This is a genomic window from Blastococcus saxobsidens DD2 (genome assembly GCF_000284015.1).
Classification (GTDB): domain Bacteria; phylum Actinomycetota; class Actinomycetes; order Mycobacteriales; family Geodermatophilaceae; genus Blastococcus; species Blastococcus saxobsidens_A.
Window position 1 is genome coordinate 2,845,689 of the sequence record NC_016943.1, and the last position, 20,012, is coordinate 2,865,700.

Sequence of the window (20,012 nt, forward strand, 5' to 3'; positions counted from 1 at the left end):
AGGGGGAGTCCGGGGCAGCGGACGGACACAGCGGGAGTGCAGGTGGACTGGACGACGACGGGTGGGGCGGGCCGTCCCGCGCCCGGAGGGTTCCCGCACGACGCGCTGCTGTACGACTCGACCGAGCAGCTGGTCGCCCTGGCGGCACCCTTCCTGCGGGCGGGCCTGGCCGAGGGTGACGCCGCCGTGGTCGCCACGCGGCCCGACACCGCCGCTGCGCTGCGCGAGGCCCTGGACGACGATCCGCGGCTGCAGGTCGTCGAGCGCCACGCGGTCTACCGCCCGCGCACGCCCGAGGCGATCACCACCTTCCGCCGGCTGGCCGAGCAGTGCACGGCCGCGGGCGCCGGCCGGGTGCGGGTCGTGGGCGAGGCCGACTACGGCCGCACGGAGCGCGACTGGCTGGAGTGGGAGCGCTACGAGTCGGTCATCAACCGGGCGCTGTCCGGCTGGAACCTCTGGGGGCTGTGCGCCTTCGACACCCGGCAGCTGCCCGACCCGGTCCTCGAGTCCGCCGGCCGCACGCACAGCCGGCTGGTGACGGCGGACGGCCGCGTCCCCAGCCCCTCCTACACCGATCCCGCGGCCTACCTCCGGACGCTGCCGATCCCCGACGAGCCGCTCGAGCGCACGCCCCCGCGGCTGGCGGCGGCCGACGTCAGGGACTTCATCGGGTTGCGGCACGCGGTCGCCGCCGAGCTGGCCGGGGTGCCGGCCGGTGCGGACCTCGTCGACGACTTCCTGCTGGCCGTCGACGAGATGGCCTCCAACGCGGTCCGGCACGGGCTGCCGCCGGTGAGCCTGCGGCTCTGGACCGGCGCGGACCGGATCGTCTGCACGATCACCGACGGCGGCCCCGGCTGGGACGACCCGTTCGCCGGCTACGGGCCCGCCCACGGCAGCGACCTGTCCCGCGGCGGGATGGGCCTGTGGCTGGCGCGCCAGCTGTGCGACCACGTCGACATCGCCGGCGGGGACCACCACCCCGGGGGCGAGACGGTGAGCGTCCGCCTCACCACGTTCCTGCGCTGAGGCGCAGCCGGGCGCTCAGCCGAAGAGCTCGCCCAGGAAGGACTGCTTCCGCCGCTTGCCGTGCCCGGTGGAGTGCGACGAGTGCGAGGAGCCCTGCACCTGCCGCAGCACCTCACCGACCACGCCGCTCAGCCCCGCCGCGGAGCCGAGCCCCTGCGCGGAACCGGAGCGCCGGCCACCGGAGCGCTCGTGGTCGTCGCGCTCCTCGTCGGAACCGGAGTGGCCCGGCGACTGCTGCGATCCGCTCGTCCTCGGGGCCGCGCCGCCGTGCCAGGAGTTCTCCGCGTCGATCAGCCGGTCGAGTTCACCCCGGTCGAGGAAGATCCCCCGGCAGTCGGAGCACTGGTCGACGTGCACGCCGTTGCGCTCGTAGGTCCGCATGGTGCCGTGACACTTCGGGCAGGTCAGTTCCATGCCCGCGCAACGGCCCTTGCCCCGGCCGAGTTCCCACCGGGTGGGTGCGGCGACCATTCCACCCAGTGGTGCGCGCACGTCGGGCGCGGCCCGGTCGGGATGGATACTGGGGCCCCGCAGACCGACCGATGGGAGCAGTTGGTGGATCGGACGCACACGGACCACGGGCGGCAGGCGCCGCCCCCCGCCCCCGCCGAGCGGGAGGACTGACGTGGACAAGGTCGTGGGCTCACCCACCGAGGCGGTCGCCGACATCACCTCCGGCTCCTGGCTCGCCGTCGGCGGGTTCGGGCTGTGCGGGGTGCCGTTCGCGCTCATCGACGCGCTCCTGGAGCAGGGCGCCGACGGGCTGACGACGATCTCCAACAACTGCGGGGTCGACGACCAGGCGCTGGGCGTGCTGCTGTACGCGGGACGGATCACCCGCACCATCAGCTCCTTCGTCGGCGGCAACCAGGAACTGGCCCGGCTGTACCTGTCCGGGGCGCTGGAGGTGGAGCTGACCCCGCAGGGCACGCTCGCCGAACGGCTGCGCGCCGGCGGCACCGGCATCCCGGCCTTCTACACGCCCACCGGCGTGGGCACGATGGTCGCCGAGGGCGGCATCCCCGTGCGCTACGACGCCGAGGGCAACGTGGTGAAGACCAGCGAGCCCAAGGAGGTGCGCGTCTTCGACGGCCAGCAGTACGTGCTGGAGACGGCGCTCACCGCCGACTTCGGCCTGGTGCGCGCCGCGGTGGGCGACCGCCACGGCAACCTGGTGTTCCACGAGTCGGCCCGGAACTTCAACCCGCTGGCCGGGATGGCCGCCCGGATCACCGTCGCCGAGGTCGAGGAGCTCGTCGAGCCCGGCGACATCCGGCCCGAGGACGTGCACCTGCCCGGGGTGTTCGTCGACCGCGTCGTCGTCGTGGGCAGCGACGGCAAGAAGATCGAGAAGCGGACCACCCGGCCCCGCCCGGCGGCCGGGACCGACGACTCCGCCGCCCCGGCCGCCGCCGGCGAGGAAGCGACCGAGGGAGCAGCCTGATGGCCCTGAACCGTGAGCAGCTCGCCGCCCGGGTGGCCCTCGAGCTGGAGGACGGCCAGTACGTCAACCTCGGCATCGGGATGCCGACCCTCGTGCCCAACTACGTCCCCGAGGGCATCCACGTCGTCCTGCACTCGGAGAACGGGGTCCTGGGCGTGGGGCCCTACCCGTTCGAGGGCGAGGAGGACCCCGACCTGATCAACGCCGGCAAGGAGACGGTCACCGTCCTGCCCGGGGCGAGCTTCTTCGACTCGGGGCTGTCCTTCGGGATGATCCGGGGCAAGCACCTCGACGTCGCCGTGCTGGGCGCCATGCAGGTCAATCCCCGCGGCGACCTCGCCAACTGGCTCATCCCCGGCAAGATGGTCAACGGGATGGGCGGCGCGATGGACCTCGTCCACGGCGCCCGGCGGGTGATCATCATGATGGAGCACGTCGCCCGCGACGGATCACCGAAGCTCGTCGAGGAGTGCACGCTGCCGCTCACCGGCAAGGCCTGCGTCGACCGGGTGATCACCGACCTCGCCGTCATCGACGTCACCCCCGACGGCATGGTGCTCCGGGAGACCGCGCCGGGCGTGACCGTCGACGAGGTGGTGGCCGCCACCGGCGCCCCGCTGACCATCGCCGACGACGTGCGGGAGATGCCGCTCCCGGCGACCGTCTGACGCCTCCGGTCCCGCGTCCCGCTGGCTCACCCGATCGCACGGGACCGGCCGGCAACCACGCCGGCCGCCCCGTGAGCCGCCGCGACGGCCACCAGCAGCGCCAGCGGCGCCGCCCACCCCCCGGTGGCCGAGTACAGGGCACCGACCGCCAGCGGGGCGGCTGCTCCCACGCCGTAGCCGACGAGCTGCGACATGCCCGACAGCCGGCGGACGACGCCGTCATCGGCCGACCGGAGGACGACCAGGGCGAAGGCGAGTGAGATCCCGGCGCCTTGCGCGACGCCCCCGACGATCACCCACGCCGGCCACGCGGCCGGCCAGATCAGGAGGCCCGCGGGCAGCACCCCCCAGGCCAGCGCGACCGCCGCGGCCAGCCCCGTCTGCCCGCGCCACCTGCCCAGCAGCGCGGGGATCGCCAGCGCACCCGGGATGCCCAGGACCTGGAACGCCGAGGCGGCGAACGCGGCGGTGGCCAGGTCGACCCCCAGATCCTCGGCGAGGAGGCTGGGCAGCCACGTCGTGACGGCGTAGTACAGCGCCGACTGCATCGCCAGGACCGCCGTGACCGCCCAGGCGACCGGCGACCGCCACACGACCGTCGGCACCCCGGACGGCGGGATCGCCTCCGGGACGGGAACCGCGGGATCTCGCGGCGGGAAGACCGCCACCCAGCCCACGGCCGCGACCAGCGCGACGACGGCCCAGACGGCCAGTCCCAGCCGCCATCCGCCGAGCGCGGCGATCGGCGCGGTGAACGCCGCGGTCAGCGCCGCGCCGGCCGCGAGGGCAGCGGTGTAGAGGCCCGTGACGATCCCGGCCCGTCGGCCGAACTCGCGCTTGACCACCACGGGCAGGAGCACGTTCCCCACGGTCATCGCCGCGCCGACGAGGAAGGTGCCGGCGAAGAGCAGCGGCGGACCGCCGAGGACGCGCAGCACCGTTCCGACCGCGACCGTCACCAGCCCCGCGAGCACCGCCGTCCCGGTGCCGAGGCGCTGGCCCAGCCAGGCGCCGGCCGGCGCCAGTACGGCGAAGCAGAGCACCGGGAGGGTGGTCAGGAGACCGGCCGCCTCCGGCGAGAGGTCGAGGTCCGCGCGGAGCTCCGGGAGCACCGGGCCGACCGCGGCGATCGCGCCGCGCAGGTTGAGCGCGGCGAGCAGCACCGCGGCGAGGCGGGCGGCGTCGCTGCGCAGGTGCGGACGGCTCATCCCGCCGGACGTGGTGGGTGGCCTCGCATGCGGCACCGGCCCACCCGGCTCGCCGTCCAGCCCATGAGGATCTCCGCCTCCCGTCCGAGTGCCGACAGGCTATCGACGGCCGGCTGCGACCGGGCCGACGCCCCGGCAGAGGTCGGTCACGGTGGCCCGGGACGGACCCGTGACCCCGGTGGCGCCGCTACCGTGACCCGGTGCCCATGCCCGGCGTCGCCCGCTTCACGATCTCCGTGCCCGACGAGGACGTCGACGACCTCCGTCGCCGGCTGCGCGCCACCCGCTGGCCGGACCGGCCCACCGTCGGGGACTGGTCGCAAGGCGTGCCGCTGGAGTACGTGCAGGAGCTGTGCCGGTACTGGGCCGACGACTACGACTGGCCGACCCGGCAGGCCCGGCTCAACGCGGTCGAGCAGTACACCACCGACCTGAACGGCGTGCCGATCCACGTCCTGCACGCACCGTCCCCCCATCCCGCTGCGCTGCCGCTGGTGCTGACCCACGGATGGCCCGGCTCCGTGGCCGAGTTCCTCGACGTCCTCGGCCCGCTGACCGACCCGACCGCACACGGCGGCGATCCCCGGGACGCGTTCACCGTGGTGGTGCCGTCCCTGCCCGGTTTCGGCTGGAGCGGCAAGCCCACCGAGCCGGGTTGGGGGCTCGAGCGGGTCGCGGACGCCTGGGCCGTGCTGATGTCCCGGCTGGGCTACGAGCGCTTCGGCGCACAGGGTGGTGACCTGGGCTCCTTCGTGTCCGCCAACCTGGCCGCCCGGCACCCCGACCGCCTGGTGGGCATCCACCTGAACATGGTGGTCACCCCGCCGCCGGCCGACCAGACCCGGTTCACCGAGCGGGAGGAGCGCGCCCGCCGGGCCGCCGAGCACTTCCGCACCATCGACTCCGCCTACAACATGCAGCAGCGCACCCGGCCGCAGACCCTGGCCTACGGGCTGGCCGACTCACCCGCCGCGCAGTGCGCCTGGATCCTGGAGAAGTTCTGGTCCTGGTCCGACTGCGCCGGCGACCCGGTCTCCGCCCTCGGCGCCGACCGCATCCTCGACCACGTGGCCACCTACTGGCTCACCGACTCGGCCGGCTCGTCCGCACGGATGTACTGGGAGATGGCGCAGCGCCCGGCGAGCCGCACCCCGACCGTCACGGTCCCCACCGGGGTCTCGCTGTTCCCCCACGAGATCATGCAGCCGACCGAGGAGTGGGCCCGCGCCCAGTACCGCGACCTGCGGATGTGGCACGAGCACGACCGGGGAGGCCACTTCGCCGCCATGGAGCAGCCCGAGGCCCTCGTCCGCGACATCCGGGAGTTCTTCCGCCCGCTGCGCTAGCCCGCGGGCGGATCGCCGCGCGGACCTTCCCCCCGACGTCGGGGACTCCGGGGAGCGGACGGCGGACGGTGCGCGGCGGGAGACCGGCAGGCGGCACCCCGGGCCGCGGGCCCGGTCGGCGGACAGCTGACGCGCCGGCAGTCCCGGGGCGGTGCGCAGCAGCTGGAGCCAGGCCGCCCCGCGCTGGGTGTCTGCCCCAGCGGATGTCCTCGTGCGGGCGACCCGGACAGGCGCCGGTGCCGGCGACGACCGGAGGCCCCGCGGGTTGCCCGCGGGGCCTCCGTCGTCCGGGGTCAGTGCGCGGCGAGCGCGGGGTCGGCAGCCTGGCGGGGTCGGATCGCCCGGACGCCGGCGGCGGCCGCGAGGCTGAGGACGCCCAGGACCACGAGCGCCGAACCCAGGCTTCCGATGGCACCGGTGAGCGCCAGGACGACCAGCGGGCAGACGAACTGGCCGATGAACAGCGCCGAGGTCCACACGCCGGTGCCGCGGCCGCGCTGCTCGAAGTTCAGCGAGCTGAGCGCCCAGGTGAGCAGCGCGGGCAGCAGGAGCCCGTTGCCGAACCCGGTGACGACCGAGAAGACGATGACCACCGGCAGGGCCGATGCCAGCCCCATCCCGAGGATGCCGACCCCGGAGACGGCGAAGGCCACCGGGACGAGCACCGCCGGGCCCAGCCGGGCGAGGCGGCCGAAGAGGAAGGCGCCGACGGCGGTGCCGAGGGAGGCGATGGCGCTGGCGAGCCCGATGGTGGCCGTCGACTCCACGCCGATGCTGTCGAGCGTGAAGGACAGCTGGACGATCAGGACGTAGAAGACCAGACCGCCGAGCAGCGTCACCCCGACCGGCGCACCGAGCTGCCGCCACGGCAGCGGCGGGAGCTTCTCGGTCCGTGCCGCCGCCTGCGCCCGCGGGGCGGGCTGCCAGATGAACCTCGCGGCCGCGATCGCCAGCGGGATGCTGACGGCGTACAGCCAGAACGGCGTCCGCCAGTCGGCGGCGCCCAGGGCACCGCCGAGACCGAAGAAGAGGGTGGCGGCGACGGTGGTGTAGACGACCTGCAGGCCGAAGTAGCGCTCCCGCTCGGACCCGTGGAAGTAGTCGGCGAGCAGGGTGGTGCAGCAGGTCATGATCGCGGCCTCGGTGAGCCCCAGCAGCACCCGGGAGGCCACGATCAGCTCCAGCGACGGCAGCCACAGGGGCGCGGTGCCGACGACGGCGTACACCACCAGCGCGCCGACGAGCAGCCGCTTGCGGCCGACCCGGTCGACGATCCGACCGGCGATCATGGCGGTCAGGCCGATGACCAGCGCCGGGGCCGTCAGGACGATCGGCGTGAGCGCCGCCACCCCCGGCGTGCCCGCGAAGGCCTCCTCGATGCGGGGCAGCACCGGCGCGAGGAGCACCGCGCCGAGCACGGCCAGGCAGCTGGACAGGAGCAGGACCACGGCCTGCGGGCGGCCGGCGGGCCGACCGGTCACCGGGTCGACGGCGACCTCCCCGACGGTGGGCTCCTCGGGGAGCCGCTCGGGGCTCACGACGGACTCGGACACGGGATCTCCAGGTGGTTCGGCACCGATACCGGTGATCGGCGTCACTGGCGAGGAAGTGTCAGCACTCCGGGAGCCGTGCGGAAATCACTTTTGCTGACCCGGGTCATCGACCAGGTCGATGGGCGCCGCCGCCGGGTCGCCGACGGCCTGCTCGGTGGCCCGCACGACGAGGTCGCGCAGCCAGACGTGCTCGGGGTCGTCCTGGTAGACCGGGTGCCACCACATCGCCTCCACCAGCGGGCCCGCCGCGAACGGCGTGGCCAGCGCGCGGACGCCGGTGTTGAGCGGCAGCAGGTCGACCAGCCGGCGCTGCAGCAGCGCGATGCGGTCGGAGCCGGCGACGAGCGCGGGGACGGTCAGGAAGCTTTCGGTGACCACCTGCACCCGCGGCTCGATACCCAGCATCCGCATCTGCCGCGCAGCGGGCGTGGACGCCGTCGGGCCGTGGTAGGTGACCACCCAGGGCAGCGTCTCCAGGTGCTCCACGGTGAGCTCGCCGTCGACCTGGGCGTTGTCGGCGGCGACGACGCAGACCCATTCGTCGCGGTACAGGTCGCGGTGCGGCAGGTCGGCGACGAAGCCGTGCGGCAGCACCAGCAGGTCGGTGCTCAGCAGCACCTGGTCGGCCCGGTCGACGAACGACGGCGTGTTCGCCGAGAACCGCAACCGCGCACCGGGAGCCTCCTCGGCCAGCAGGGTCGCGAGGGTGTCGCCGAGCACCGCCACGCCGTAGTCGCTGACCAGCAGGGAGAACTCCCGGGTCGAGGACGCCGGCTCGAACTCCGGCTGGGCGGTGAACACCCGCTCCACGCCGGTGAGTGCGATCCGGGCCAGCTCCTTGAGCTGGGCCGCCAGCGGGGTGAGCCGGTAGTCGTTGCCCACCCGGGTGAGCAGTTCGTCGCCGAAGTGCCGGCGCAGCCGGGCCAGCGACGCCGACAGCGCCGGCTGGGACAGGCCCATCTGCGCGGCGGCCCGCGTGACGCTGCGCTGCTGCAGGAGGGCGTCGAGGGACACCAGCAGGTTGAGGTCCAGGCTGGCGAGGTTCATCCGGGCACCGTATAGACGGCGCTGATGCCTGTCATCAGACATCTCGTCTTCCCGGGTGAGGCGCCCGTCCCGCAGCGTGATGCCCGTCGCACTCACGAAGGGACCCGACGTGCTCACGCCCGACCAGCTGGACCCGACCGACCCGGAGGGCGCCATCGCCGCCGCCGCGCAGCGGTGCTCGAACTGGGGCCGCTGGGGCGCCGACGACGTGCTGGGCACGCTGAACTTCCTGACCGAGGACAAGCGCGTCGAGGGCGCCGGGCTGGTCCGTCGCGGGGTGAGCTTCTCGCTGTCCCAGCGCTTCGACATGGACGGCCCGCAGAAGGGCTGGCGCCGGCGCACCAACCCGGTGCACACGATGCTCGACACCGGCACCGACGCCGAACGCGGCCAGGGCTTCCCGCACGGCCTGGGCGGCGCCGATGACGTCATCGCCATGCCCCTGCAGGCCTCCACCCAGTGGGACGGCCTCGGCCACATCTTCGACCACGGCAACGCCTGGAACGGCCGGCGGGCCGGCGACGTCGTCACCAGCGCCGGCGACTCGGTCACCGGCATCGAGACCGTGGCCGACCGCATCGCCGGCCGCGGTGTGCTGCTCGACGTCGGCCGGGCGATCGGCACCGACGGCGAACTGCCCGACGGCTTCGCCGTCACTCCTGCGCACCTGCGGGCCACCATCGAGGCGCAGGGCGACAGCGCCCGCGTCGGCCGCGGCGACCTGCTGCTGGTGCGCACCGGTCAGCTCACCCGCGCCCGCCGCGACATCGCCGAGGGGCGCGGCTGGGGCGAGTACGCCGGCGGCCCGGCCCCCGGGCTGTCGTTCACCACCGCCGACTGGCTGCACGGCACCGAGATCGCCGGCATCGCCACCGACACCTGGGGCTTCGAGGTGCGGCCCAACGAGTTCGACGTCGCCTTCCAGCCGCTGCACCAGGTCGCCATCCCGCACATCGGCCTGTTCCTCGGCGAGATGTGGGACCTCGACGCCCTGGCGGCCGACTGCGCGGCCGACGGCCGCTACGACTTCTGGCTCACCGCCGCCCCCCTGCCCGTCACCGGCGCCGTCGGCGCCCCGGTGAATCCGATCGCCGTCAAGTGACCGACCGGACGAAGGAGTCCTGACATGCCCGCCGCCACCAGCGTGCTCGTGGTCGGCGCCGGCCTCGCCGGCACCGCCACCGCCATCCGCCTGGCCGAGGCCGGCGTCGCCGTCGACCTCGTGGAGATCAAGCCGGACGTCGCCGCCACCGGGTCCGGCATCACCCTGCAGGGCAACGCGCTGCGCGAGTTGCGCACCCTCGGGGTCTGGGAGCAGGTGCGTGAGAAGGGCTACGCCTTCGATGTCACCGGCATCCGTGCGCCCGACCCGGCCGGCACCGTGGTCGCGGAGATCCCGGACGCCAAGACCGGGGGCCCCGACCTGCCCGCGGTCATGGGCATGCCCCGCCCGGAGCTGGCCCGGATCCTCTGCGAACGCGCCACCGAGGTCGGGGTGAAGCTCCGGTACGGCACGACGCACACCGCGCTGCGGCAGGACGCCGACGGCGTCGACGTCACGTTCGCCGACGGCTCCGCCGGCCGCTACGACCTGGTCGTCGGCGCCGACGGCATCCGCTCCTGGACCCGCCGCGCCCTGGGCATCGACCTGGAGACCAGGTCGGTCGGCATGGGCATCTGGCGGGCGTTCGGTCCCCGGCCGGCCAGCGTCACCCGCACCGACCTGTTCTACGGCGGCCCGTCGTTCATCGCCGGCTACTGCCCCACCGGCGAGGACTCCCTCTACGCCTACATCGTCGAGCCGGCGCAGGACCGGTCGACCCTGAGCCCGGACGAGCAGCTCGCGGTGATGAAGGAGCTGTCGCAGGCCTACCACGGCCCGTGGGACGAGATCCGCGAGACGCTGACCGACCCCAGCCGGGTCAACTACACCTGGTTCGAGACGCACGTCCTGCCCGCGCCGTGGAACCGCGGCCGCGCCGTGCTGATCGGCGACGCCGCGCACACCTGCCCGCCCACCATCGCCCAGGGCGGTGCGCAGGCGCTGGAGGACGCCTACGTCCTCACCGACCTGCTGCTCACCCGCGACGCGCTCGACCAGGAGCTGTGGGACGCCTTCCACGCCCGCCGGTACGAGCGCGCCACCACCGTCGTCGACGCCTCCAACACGCTCGCGCAGTGGCAGCTCGACCACGTGCAGGGTGACGCGCCCACCCTCTTCCGCCAGATCGCCATGCTCACCAGCCAGCCCGCCTGACGAAGGACCTCACGGAGAACAGATGACCCAGCGCCTGATCACGCACCTGCGGCACGTCGACCTGGCCGTGCCGGACCACGCCAGGCAGCTCGACTTCTACACCAACACGTGGGGCCTCACGGCCGAGCACAGCGACTCCGGCCTGACCTTCCTCGCGGCCGAGGGCTCCCCCGAGCAGTACGTCGTCCGGCTGCGTGAGGCCACCGACAAGCGGATCGACCTGATCTCCTTCGGTGCCGCCACCGCCGCCGACGTCGACACCCTCGCCGGCCAGCTCGCCCGCGACGGCGTCCGGCTGATCAGCGAGCCCGACACCCTGCAGACCCCGGGCGGCGGCTACGGGTTCCGGTTCTTCGACAACGAGGGCCGCACGGTGGAGGTCAGTTCCGACGTCGCCGTCCGGCAGCACCGCAGGATCGAGGAGGGCGAGTCGATCCCGGTCCGCCTGTCGCACGTGGTGATCAACTCCGCGGACCCCGAGGGCACCCGCGCCTTCTACGAGAAGCACCTCGCGTTCGCCCTGTCGGACACCCTGATGCACCCGCGCATGGGGGAAATGATGTGGTTCATGCGGATCAACGCCTGGCACCACAGCATGGCGATCGCCCGCGGTCCGCACCCCTCGCTGCACCACGCGTCGTTCGAGCTGCGCGGCATCGACGAGTACATGCGCGGCACCGGCCGGCTGCTGCGCGCCGGCGTCGAGAAGATCTGGGGCCCCGGCCGGCACATGGCCGGCAACAACACCTTCAGCTACTTCCTCGACCCGCACGGCAACACCGTCGAGTACACGACGGAGCTCGAGCTGCTCGACGAGGACACCTGGCACCCGCACGTCTACGACTTCACCAATCCCGAGGTCAGCGACCAGTGGGGCACCGCGAACGCGATGGACGAGTTCGTCGCGCAGCGCTCGTTCAACGACCCCGACAAGGGTCTCTTCGTCGCTCCCCCGGTCTGATGCGGTTCGCCACCTGGGAGGCCGGAGGCCACGTGCAGGCCGGTGTGCTCAGCGCCGCCGGCCTGCACGCTATCCCCGACGGCCGCAGCGTCCTGGAGCTCGTCCGCGCCGGGCTGCCCGCCGCGCTGGAGGCCGGCAACGCGGCGCTGGAGGGGCCCGCCGTGCCGGTGGAGTCGGTCCGCCTGCTGCCCCCGCTCGACGCCCCCACCGTCCGGGACTTCGTCGCGTTCGAGGAGCACGTCGAGGGCGTGGTGAAGAGCGTCGGGGACGGCGCGGGCGTGGTGCCCGAGTGGTACGAGGCGCCGACCTTCTACTTCACCAACCCCTACGCGCTGGTCGGGGCGCACGACGACGTCGCCGTGCCGCCGGGCTCGCAGATGCTGGACTTCGAGCTAGAGGTCGCCGTCGTCGTCGGGAGGGACGGCGCCTCGCTGACGCCCGAGCAGGCCCGCGAGCACGTCTTCGGCTACACCGTGTTCAACGACTGGTCGGCCCGCGATCTCCAGCGCCGCGAGATGAAGGTCAACCTCGGCCCGGCGAAGGGCAAGGACTCGGCGACGACGCTGGGGCCGTGGCTGGTCACCGCCGACGAGCTGGAGCCCTACCGGGACGACGACGGTTTCCTCGCCCTCGACCTGCGGGTCGCGGTGAACGGGCGCGAGATCGGCCAGGACCTGCTCTCCAACATGGGCTGGCCGTTCGAGGACCTCATCTCCTACGCGTCGCGCGGGACCTGGGTGCGCGCGGGCGACGTGCTGGGGTCGGGCACCTGCGGCAACGGCGGCTGCCTGGCCGAGCTGTGGGGACGGCACCGCGCCGCCGCTCCCCCGCCGCTGCAGCCCGGCGACGTCGTCGAGATGACCGTCGAGGGCATCGGCACGATCCGCAACCGCGTCGTCCCCGGCCTGGACCTGCCGCCCGTGGCACCCGCACGTCCCCGGCCTCGCGCCCGCACGCGCACCCCCTGATCGAAAGAGGAACCGCAGTGTTCGAGTACTTCCCCACCGGCCCCTACACCTGGAACCTCGGCGTCGTCGCGACGCTGAACTCCGGTGGCCTGATCGACGAGGTCGACCGCGCCTGCCGGCCGATCAAGGACGCCGCGAACGCCGGGGAGGACGCCGGTACGCCGGACTTCCTGCGCGCCTGGCGGGCGCTCACCGACCAGCTGGTCGGCCAGGCCGAGGCAGCGGAGAAGGCCGGGCACACCCGGACCGCCGGGCAGCTGTGGTTCCGCGCCAGCAACTACCTCGCCCAGGCCGAGCGGATGCTCGCGCACTCCGACCCGGACCGGGTGCCCACCTACCGCCGGATGCTGGAGATCGCGGAGAAGGCCTTCGAGACGCACAGCCCGCGAGTCCGCCGGGTCCAGATCCCCTACGAGGGGACGACGCTGCCGGCCTACTTCAGCGCCGCCCCGGCGACCGACGACGGGCCGGCCCCGGTGATCGTCCTGGTCAACGGCCTGGACTCCACCAAGGAGCACATGTACGCCTCCAACCACTGGGAGGAGCTGGCCGCCCGCGGGATCTCCTGCCTGATGCTCGACCAGCCCGGCACCGGCGAGGCGCTGCGGCTGCAGGGCATCACCGCCCGGATCGACGCCGAGGCGTGGGCCGGTGCGGCGGTGGACTGGCTGGCGACCCGCGACGACGTCGACGCCACCCGCATCGGCATCGTCGGCTGGTCGCTCGGCGGCTACTACGCCCCGCGCGCGGCCGCCTTCGAGAAGCGGTTCGCGCTCTGCGTCGCGTGGGGGGCGAACCATGACTGGGGTGCGGTGCAGCGCCGGCGCAAGGAGCGCGAGGGCGAGCGGCCGGTCCCCCACTACTGGGAGCACGTCCTCTGGGTATGGGGCCAAGGCGGGAACGAGCACGACCTCGACCCCTTCCTCGACTTCGCCGACGCGGTGAACCTCGAGGGCGTCGTCGAGCAGATCACCGTCCCGTTCCTCATCGCCCACGGCGCCAACGACCGGCAGATCCCGCTGGAGATGGCCCGGCGCTCCTACGACCAGGCGGTGAACTCGCCCAAGCGGGAGCTGCGGGTCTTCACGCCGGAGGAGGGCGCGACCGAGCACATCGGCCTCGACCACCTGCCGTACGTGAGCACCTTCATCGCCGACTGGGTCGCCGACACCTTCGCCGAGCTGGAGCGCTGACCGCAGCGCGGCGGGAGTTCGCCGTCCACCGGTAGCGGGGCCGGCACATGTCGCCTCGCCGACATGCAGTCGAGTCGACATGTGCCGCCGCGGCACTCAGAACGGCGGAGGATCGTCCGCCGGGTCGTACGGCGGTGGCCCGGGTTCGGGTGGTCGCAGACCGGGCGGCCGCGTCGTGCGGGTGATCCCGGACGGGCTGGTGACGTGCAGCGTGCCGTCGGGCTCCATGCGGAAGCTCCACCCACGGCCGAAGGTCTTCAGCCGGTGGTGCGAACGGCACAGGCAGCACAGGTTCGTGCACGTCGTCCGGCCGCCCTCCGCGTGCGGGACCACGTGGTCGTGGTCGGCCCAGCCGATCCGCTGCCCGCAGTTGGGGGTCCGGCACCGGCGGTCCCGGGTCGTCACGAACCGCCGCTGGGCGGCCGCGGGCTCGTAGCCATCGGTGGACGGCGGCAGGTCGAGCAGCGGGCACTCGCACGGCGCATCGGCGTGCTCGGGGCAGCCCCTCCGCGCCAGCCGGGCGAGTTCGGCGGCGGTGACGGTGGCCAGCAGCCGCCCGTGCTCGTCGGTGAGCGCGAACGTCAGCGACCCGCCCTCAGCGTTCGTGAGGCCGAGGGCGCCGATCCGGCGGAGAAGATCGCGCAGGCGGGCGGCGGTGATCGGCGACCCGTTGACCTCGCCACCCCGGGTCGAGGACCCCTCCAGCCCCTCGAGGGTGGCGGTGACGGCCAGGTTCACCGTGACGCCCGGCAGGCCGTGGTCGGCCGGCCGCAGGATGAGCATCGAATGGATCGCGGACCGGATCTGCCCGATGGGGCGCGGATCACCGTCAGCCTTGGCCATCGTCGCCAGCTGGTCGATCACGCCGTAGCAGGCCGCCGCTTCGTCAACCGTCATGTCCCCGGCCAGGGTCGCCATGCCGTCGCCGGTGTCGCGGCAGCGCACGTCGGCGGCCTGCTTCGCCTCCTCGTGGCGCTCATCCATCGCGGTGGCGTCCCGTTCGGCCAGCAGCTCCAGCGCCCGCGAGCGCAGCCTGGCCACGGACAGGTCATCCATCTCGGGCAGCAGCGCCGCCTCCACGGCACGGGCCAGCTCGGGCGTCGTGTGCTGCAGCGCATCGGCGAGCACGCCGGCACGGCGCTCGTCGATCTCCCCGCGGCGCAGCGCGGCGAACGTGGCCGGCAGGCTCTCCCGCCACGTGTGGGCGCGCCGGGCACGGAAGGCCGCGGTGCCACGCCCGAGGTTGATCGCGTGGGCGACCTCGTCGGCGAAGAACTCGCTCACTCCGGGGAATTCGGGGTCCGTCCTCCGCCAGGCACGGTTGCGGGCACCCGGGGCGCCCGGCGGCGGGTCGTCGACGTCGGGGCGCAGTTCGGCCAGCCGCAGGATCAGATCGGCCTCCCGGGCGGCATCCCGCGCCCGGTTGCGCTGGATCCGTGCCAGCTCGGCGGCGACCTCCTCGTCATCCAGCCACGACACGGGCAGTCGCGGGTCGGGTTCCGGCTGGGTCCGCACCCAGTCGAGCACCAAGCCCTCCACCCGGGAGGTTCCCGTCATCCGCTGCACGACTCGAACATACGTGCGACCACAGACAATTTCGGCGCGGCCGGGTCGACCGATCCCGGCCGGATCTGCGCGGTCCCTCCGCCGGCGACGTCCCCGCCGGCCGAGGAGCGACGACCCAGAACCGAGGCGGCTGAGCGGAGGAGCTGGTCGCACCGTCCCTACGTAGGAACGGAACGGCCGACTCCCCGGGCCGCGGCCAGGAGGGCCGGTACGGCGGAAGGGGCCCGCTCGTCGTTCGGCACGATCACCGACAGGGCGGCGACGACCTCACCGAGGCCGTCGCGGACCGGCACGGCGATCCCCGTGGCCTCCGCGTGCACGTGACCGGGCAGCAGCGCGTATCCCTGACGGCGGACCTGGTCGAGCGTGGCACGCAGCCGTTCGGCCGTCGTGATCGTCGCGGCGGTGTACCGCTCCAGCGGCCGCTCGAGCACCCGCTCGCACAGCTCCCCCGGGCCGTAGGCGAGGAAGACCATGCCGGACGAGGAGATGTGCAGCGGCAGCCGGCCGGCGATCCGCGAGTAGTTGACGACGGCGTCCCGCGCGGAAAGCCGTTCCAGGAACAGCACCTCGTCGCCGAGCAGGACGGCCAGCTGCGCGTGGTGCCCCACGACGGCGTGCAGGTCCTCCAGGTACGGCATCGCGGCGTCACGGAGCGACCGGGTCGGCGAGGCCCGGGAGGCCAGCTCCCACATGCGAATCCCGATGCGCACCCGGCGGTCCCCGGCCCGGCTCAGCAGGCCGTGCTCGGTCAGCTGCCCGACGATCCGCGAGGCCGTGGCCACGTGCAGCCCCGACCGGCGGGCGAGCTCGGAGACGGCGAGCTCCGGCTCCTCCGGCGTGAACGCCTCCAGGATCCGGATGGCACGCGCGAGCGAGGACTCACCGGTCGCCGTCCGTGCCATCGGAGCAGTATGCGCAGCTTCTCATCCATTGAGAAGGTGTTTCCTGGATCACACCGGCAGGCGCACGCTCGCGGCATGACCACGACCGCCCCCGCCCCGGCATCGGCACCGGCCGACGTCGCCGCCCTGCGCGTCACCGGCAAGGACGTCCGGGCCGACGGCGTGCTGACCCTGGACCTGGCCGCACCGGCGGGGGGTCGGCTGCGGGACTGGACACCGGGGGCGCACATCGACCTGGTGCTGCCGAACGGGCTCACCCGCCAGTACTCGCTCTGCGGGGACCGCTGGGACCCGACCACCTACCGGGTGGGCGTGCTCCGGGAGGCGGCCGGGCGCGGCGGGTCGGCCTTCGTCCACGACGAGCTCGCGGTGGGCGACCTGGTCGGAGTCGGCGGGCCACGCAACAACTTCCCGCTGGTGCCCGCGGACAGCTACCTGTTCGTCGCGGGCGGGATCGGCATCACGCCGCTGGTGCCGATGGTGCGCCAGGCCGAGCTGCTGGGCGCGGACTGGCGGCTGCTCTACGGCGGTCGTCGTCGTTCCTCCATGGCCTTCCTCGACGAACTCGCCCCCTACGGCGACCGGGTCGAGGTGCGGCCCGAGGACGAGTTCGGGCTGCTCGACCTCGCCGGTTTCCTCGGTACCCCCCGCCCCGGGGTCCGGCTCTACTCCTGCGGCCCGGCGCCGTTGATCGCCGCCATGGAGACGGTGGCCGCCGGGTGGCCTCCCTACGCGCTGCGGACCGAACGCTTCCTCGCCGAAGAGCGCGGTGCCCCGGTTCGCACCACCCCGTTCGAGGTGGAGCTGGCCCGTACGGGACGCACGGTGACCGTGTCGCCCGGCGTCTCGGTGCTGGATGCGGTCGGGGATGCCGGCGTCGAGGTGCTCTCGTCGTGCCGGCAGGGCATCTGCGGCACGTGCGAATCCGGCGTGCTGGCCGGCGAGCCCGACCACCGCGACTCGCTCCTGGACGACGCGGAGCGAGCCGCCGGCGACACGATGTACATCTGCGTCTCCCGGTCCAAGAGTGACCGGCTCGTCCTGGACCTGTGATCGGCGCTCACCCTGTGACGGACCTCTGATCCCCCGCCCTCCCGAGGAGCTTTCATGACCGCGACCCTGAGTTCGAGCACCGGCCTTCCGACGAACGACGCCGACCCGTTCGACCACGAGGTGCTCGAAGATCCCCTCCCCCTGCAGGCGGCTCTCCGCGAGGCCGGCCCGATGGTCTACCTGAGCCGGTACGACGTGTACGGCCTCGCCCGGTACGAACAGGTGCACGCTGCCCTCGTCGACTGGCAGGAATTCCAGTCGGGCGCCGGGGTGGGGCTGTCCAACTTCCGGTACGAGAAGCCCTGGCGCCCGCCGAGCCTGCTGCTGGAGGCGGATCCGCCGAAGCACGACGCCCCGCGGCGGGTGCTGACCACGGTGCTCAGCCCGCGTGCGCTGCGCCGGCTGCGGGACGGGTGGATCGCCGACGCCGAGGCCCTGGTGGACGACGTTCTCTCCGCCGGCACCGAGTTCGACGCCGTGCCCGTGCTGACCTCGACCTTCCCGCTCCGCGTCTTCCCCGACGCCGTCGGCCTGCCGCAGGCGGGGCGGGAGAACCTCCTCCCCTACGGCGACCACGCGTTCAACGCCTTCGGGCCGGACAACGACCTGGTCGCCAAGGGGGCGCCCCGCGTCGCCGAGCTGTCCGGCTGGGTGGCGTCGGCGTGCCGGCGCGAGGCCCTCGCGCCCGAGGGGTTCGGCGCCGACATCTGGGCGGCCAGCGACCGCGGCGAGATCACGCCGGAGATGGCGCCGCTGATCGTCCGCTCGCTGCTCACGGCGGGCGTGGACACCACGGTGCACGGGCTGTCCGCCGTCCTCTACGCCTTCGCCACCCACCCCGACCAGTGGCAGCGGCTGCGCGAGCAGCCCTCGCTCGCCCGGATGGCCTTCGACGAGGCGGTGCGCTGGGAGTCGCCGGTGCAGACCTTCTTCCGCACCGCCACCACCGACGTCCGGGTGGGCGACCACGTCGTCCCGGACGGCAGCAAGATCCTGATGTTCCTCGGCGCGGCCAACCGCGATCCGCGCCGGTGGGAGGACCCGGACCTCTTCGACCTGTCCCGCGACCCGTCCGGGCACGTCGGCTTCGGCATGGGCATCCACCAGTGCGCCGGCCAGCACGTCGCCCGCCTGGAGTCCGAAGCCCTGCTCACCGCGCTGGCCCGGCGGGTCCGCTCCATCGAGCTGACCGGGCCGACCCGCCGGCACCACAACAACACGCTCCGGTCCTGGGAGAGCATCCCGGTGCGCGTCCGCCTCACCTGACGCGCGGTCCTCGACCAGCGGCGGCGGTTCCGACCGGTCAGCCGCCGGTCGAGCCGCGGAGCTCCTCGAGGATCGGGCCGGCCACCTTGAACGCGTGGTTGGCGGCCGGCACGCCGGCGTAGACCGCCGCGTGCTGGATGACCTCGGCGATCTCCTCGTCGGTCAGCCCGTTGTTCACCGCGGCCCGCACGTGCAGGGCGAACTCCTCCCAGTGCCGCAGCGCGATGGTGATCGACAGCGTCAGCAGGCTCCGGTCACGGCGGGCCAGCCCGGGCCGCTGCCAGAGGTCGCCCCACGCCGTCCGGGTGATGAAGTCCTGGAACCCGGCGGTGAAGGGCGTGGTGTTCGCGACGGCGCGGTCGACGTGCGCGTCGCCGAGCACCTCGCGGCGGGTGCGCATGCCCGCGTCGCGGCGCGCCTGGTCGGTGTCGGGCAGCTCGCTCACCGGGTGCTCCCGTCGGCGTCGAAGTGGCCCAGCAGCGCGCCGGTGACCTCGAGCGTCCGCTCCAGGTTGGCCAGGTGCGCGCCCGGGCTCACGGTGCGCAGCTCGGCTCCGGCGATGCCCGCGGCGATGAACTCCTGGTGCGGCGGCGGGAGCGCGGGGTCCTCGGCAGCGGAGACGACCAGGGTCGGCGCGGAGATCCGGCCCAGGTCCTCCCGCAGGTCGATGCCGCCCACCACCTCGCAGCACGCGGCGTAGCCCTCGTCGTCGGCGCCGGCGACCATCCGCTCCAGCCGGGCCACCAGGTCCGGGTGCTGGGCGGCGTGCTCGGGGGTCAGCCACCGGGACACGACCGCCGGGGCGAACTGCGCGGTGCCCCCCTCCCGGGCCTGGGCCGCCCGGTCGTGGAAGCCCTGCGGGTCGACCTTCGCCGAGCTGAACAGCACCGCCAGCCGGTGGATCCGTGCCGGCTCGCGGGCGGCCAGGCGCATCCCCACCATGCCGCCGAGGGAGACCCCGGCGACGTGCGCGCGCTCGGCCCCCAGCCGGTCCAGCAGCGCGACGACGTCGTCGACCAGGTCGTCGAGCGTGTACGGCCCGGCCGGCGCCGGCGACTTCCCGTGCCCCCGGCCGTCGTAGGTGACCACGCGGAACCGCTCGGCCAGGGCAGGCACCTGGGGATCCCACATGGCGCGGGTGGCGCCCAGGGAGCCGGCGAGGACGACGACGGGGGCGTCGGCCGGGCCGCTCTCGGTGTAGGAGACGTCGACAGCAGTCATGGGGTACCTCCGGTGCGGGCGTCGTGGTCGGCCAGGACGGCGTCGACCTGGGTGCCGGCCTCGCCGACGTCGGGAGCGGCGTGCAGGTCGGCGGGATCGACATCCCCCCGCTCGGCGAGCAGGTCGGCGAGCGGGCGGCCGGTCTCGCGGGCCGCACGGACGGCAGCGGCCACCGCCTCGTGCGCGGCGTTCCGGCCCAGCCGGGGCGCGAGCGCCTCGGTGGCCGCCGCGGCGAGCGCCGCGCGTCGGCCGCGGCGACGGTTCCGGCCATGCGGGCGAGGTCGGGCTGCAGCGACTCCAGGCTCTCGGCCAGCCACGCGGCGG

At 73.9% G+C, this 20,012-nt stretch carries 20 protein-coding genes; 11 read left to right on the forward strand and 9 right to left on the reverse strand.

Features of this window, described 5'->3' with window-relative positions:
- Nucleotides 1-42: 42 nt before the first annotated feature.
- Complete coding sequence (locus tag BLASA_RS13510; protein ID WP_166486548.1) at nt 43-1,032, forward strand: sensor histidine kinase; 990 nt, start codon at nt 43-45, stop codon at nt 1,030-1,032.
- A 15-nt stretch (nt 1,033-1,047) separates the two neighbouring features.
- Here BLASA_RS13510 and BLASA_RS13515 read toward each other — a convergent pair whose 3' ends face one another.
- Entirely contained in the window at nt 1,048-1,503 is a 456-nt protein-coding gene (locus BLASA_RS13515) for a zf-TFIIB domain-containing protein (protein ID WP_231839463.1), read from the reverse strand.
- A gap of 154 nt (nt 1,504-1,657) precedes the next feature.
- Here BLASA_RS13515 and BLASA_RS13520 point away from each other — a divergent pair, with 154 nt between their 5' ends.
- A complete protein-coding gene (locus BLASA_RS13520; RefSeq protein WP_014376731.1) occupies nt 1,658-2,476 on the forward strand; it encodes a CoA transferase subunit A in 819 nt (272 codons plus the stop codon).
- Nucleotides 2,476-3,144: a CoA transferase subunit B gene (locus BLASA_RS13525; protein WP_014376732.1), complete on the forward strand. Its 669-nt coding sequence runs from the start codon at nt 2,476-2,478 to the stop codon at nt 3,142-3,144. Before BLASA_RS13520 ends, BLASA_RS13525 begins: the two co-directional genes overlap by 1 nt.
- 26 nt (nt 3,145-3,170) lie before the next feature.
- Here the strand turns inward: BLASA_RS13525 and BLASA_RS13530 are convergent, their stop codons facing one another.
- The gene (locus tag BLASA_RS13530) at nt 3,171-4,352 is read right to left on the reverse strand and encodes an MFS transporter (protein WP_014376733.1); all 1,182 of its coding nucleotides are present in this window, start codon (nt 4,350-4,352) and stop codon (nt 3,171-3,173) included.
- A gap of 206 nt (nt 4,353-4,558) precedes the next feature.
- Between BLASA_RS13530 and BLASA_RS13535 the strand changes: the two genes are divergently transcribed.
- The gene (locus tag BLASA_RS13535) at nt 4,559-5,698 is read left to right on the forward strand and encodes an epoxide hydrolase family protein (protein ID WP_041776503.1); all 1,140 of its coding nucleotides are present in this window, start codon (nt 4,559-4,561) and stop codon (nt 5,696-5,698) included.
- A 293-nt stretch (nt 5,699-5,991) separates the two neighbouring features.
- Here the strand turns inward: BLASA_RS13535 and BLASA_RS13540 are convergent, their stop codons facing one another.
- Together BLASA_RS13540 and BLASA_RS13545 are read right to left on the reverse strand one after the other, a co-directional pair.
- Nucleotides 5,992-7,251, reverse strand: a complete 1,260-nt coding sequence (locus BLASA_RS13540; protein ID WP_014376735.1) for an MFS transporter — start codon at nt 7,249-7,251, stop codon at nt 5,992-5,994.
- An 84-nt stretch (nt 7,252-7,335) separates the two neighbouring features.
- Nucleotides 7,336-8,298 (reverse strand): LysR family transcriptional regulator, encoded by a 963-nt coding sequence (locus BLASA_RS13545; protein ID WP_014376736.1) that lies wholly within the window; start codon nt 8,296-8,298, stop codon nt 7,336-7,338.
- A 109-nt stretch (nt 8,299-8,407) separates the two neighbouring features.
- Between BLASA_RS13545 and BLASA_RS13550 the strand changes: the two genes are divergently transcribed.
- The 5 genes from BLASA_RS13550 to BLASA_RS13570 are packed head-to-tail and all read left to right on the forward strand — an operon-like array spanning nt 8,408 to nt 13,677.
- The gene (locus tag BLASA_RS13550; RefSeq protein WP_014376737.1) at nt 8,408-9,400 is read left to right on the forward strand and encodes a cyclase family protein; all 993 of its coding nucleotides are present in this window, start codon (nt 8,408-8,410) and stop codon (nt 9,398-9,400) included.
- A 24-nt stretch (nt 9,401-9,424) separates the two neighbouring features.
- Nucleotides 9,425-10,555 (forward strand): FAD-dependent oxidoreductase, encoded by a 1,131-nt coding sequence (locus BLASA_RS13555; protein ID WP_014376738.1) that lies wholly within the window; start codon nt 9,425-9,427, stop codon nt 10,553-10,555.
- Between the two features lie 22 nt (nt 10,556-10,577).
- Nucleotides 10,578-11,516, forward strand: a complete 939-nt coding sequence (locus BLASA_RS13560) for a VOC family protein (RefSeq protein ID WP_014376739.1) — start codon at nt 10,578-10,580, stop codon at nt 11,514-11,516.
- On the forward strand, nt 11,516-12,484 hold the full coding sequence (locus BLASA_RS13565) for a fumarylacetoacetate hydrolase family protein (protein ID WP_014376740.1): 969 nt from the start codon (nt 11,516-11,518) through the stop codon (nt 12,482-12,484). The genes BLASA_RS13560 and BLASA_RS13565 overlap by 1 nt, the downstream gene beginning before the upstream one ends.
- A gap of 17 nt (nt 12,485-12,501) precedes the next feature.
- Complete coding sequence (locus tag BLASA_RS13570; protein WP_014376741.1) at nt 12,502-13,677, forward strand: alpha/beta hydrolase family protein; 1,176 nt, start codon at nt 12,502-12,504, stop codon at nt 13,675-13,677.
- Between the two features lie 96 nt (nt 13,678-13,773).
- On the opposite strand, the gene BLASA_RS13575 is transcribed toward BLASA_RS13570, so the two are convergent.
- Together BLASA_RS13575 and BLASA_RS13580 are read right to left on the reverse strand one after the other, a co-directional pair.
- Nucleotides 13,774-15,234, reverse strand: a complete 1,461-nt coding sequence (locus tag BLASA_RS13575) for an HNH endonuclease (RefSeq protein WP_041775767.1) — start codon at nt 15,232-15,234, stop codon at nt 13,774-13,776.
- Between the two features lie 167 nt (nt 15,235-15,401).
- Complete coding sequence (locus BLASA_RS13580; RefSeq protein WP_014376743.1) at nt 15,402-16,148, reverse strand: IclR family transcriptional regulator; 747 nt, start codon at nt 16,146-16,148, stop codon at nt 15,402-15,404.
- A gap of 75 nt (nt 16,149-16,223) precedes the next feature.
- Between BLASA_RS13580 and BLASA_RS13585 the strand changes: the two genes are divergently transcribed.
- Entirely contained in the window at nt 16,224-17,201 is a 978-nt protein-coding gene (locus BLASA_RS13585) for a PDR/VanB family oxidoreductase (protein WP_014376744.1), read from the forward strand.
- Nucleotides 17,202-17,255: 54 nt separating this feature from the next.
- Nucleotides 17,256-18,467: a cytochrome P450 gene (locus BLASA_RS13590; protein WP_014376745.1), complete on the forward strand. Its 1,212-nt coding sequence runs from the start codon at nt 17,256-17,258 to the stop codon at nt 18,465-18,467.
- A 37-nt stretch (nt 18,468-18,504) separates the two neighbouring features.
- Here BLASA_RS13590 and pcaC read toward each other — a convergent pair whose 3' ends face one another.
- From pcaC to BLASA_RS25985, 3 genes are read right to left on the reverse strand one after another with little or no spacing between them, the layout of a single operon-like run.
- On the reverse strand, nt 18,505-18,912 hold the full coding sequence (gene pcaC / locus BLASA_RS13595; RefSeq protein WP_014376746.1) for a 4-carboxymuconolactone decarboxylase: 408 nt from the start codon (nt 18,910-18,912) through the stop codon (nt 18,505-18,507).
- Nucleotides 18,909-19,688 (reverse strand): alpha/beta fold hydrolase, encoded by a 780-nt coding sequence (locus tag BLASA_RS13600; RefSeq protein ID WP_041775768.1) that lies wholly within the window; start codon nt 19,686-19,688, stop codon nt 18,909-18,911. The genes pcaC and BLASA_RS13600 overlap by 4 nt, the downstream gene beginning before the upstream one ends.
- On the reverse strand, nt 19,685-19,861 hold the full coding sequence (locus tag BLASA_RS25985; protein WP_231839464.1) for a hypothetical protein: 177 nt from the start codon (nt 19,859-19,861) through the stop codon (nt 19,685-19,687). Before BLASA_RS25985 ends, BLASA_RS13600 begins: the two co-directional genes overlap by 4 nt.
- Nucleotides 19,862-20,012: the final 151 nt, after the last annotated feature.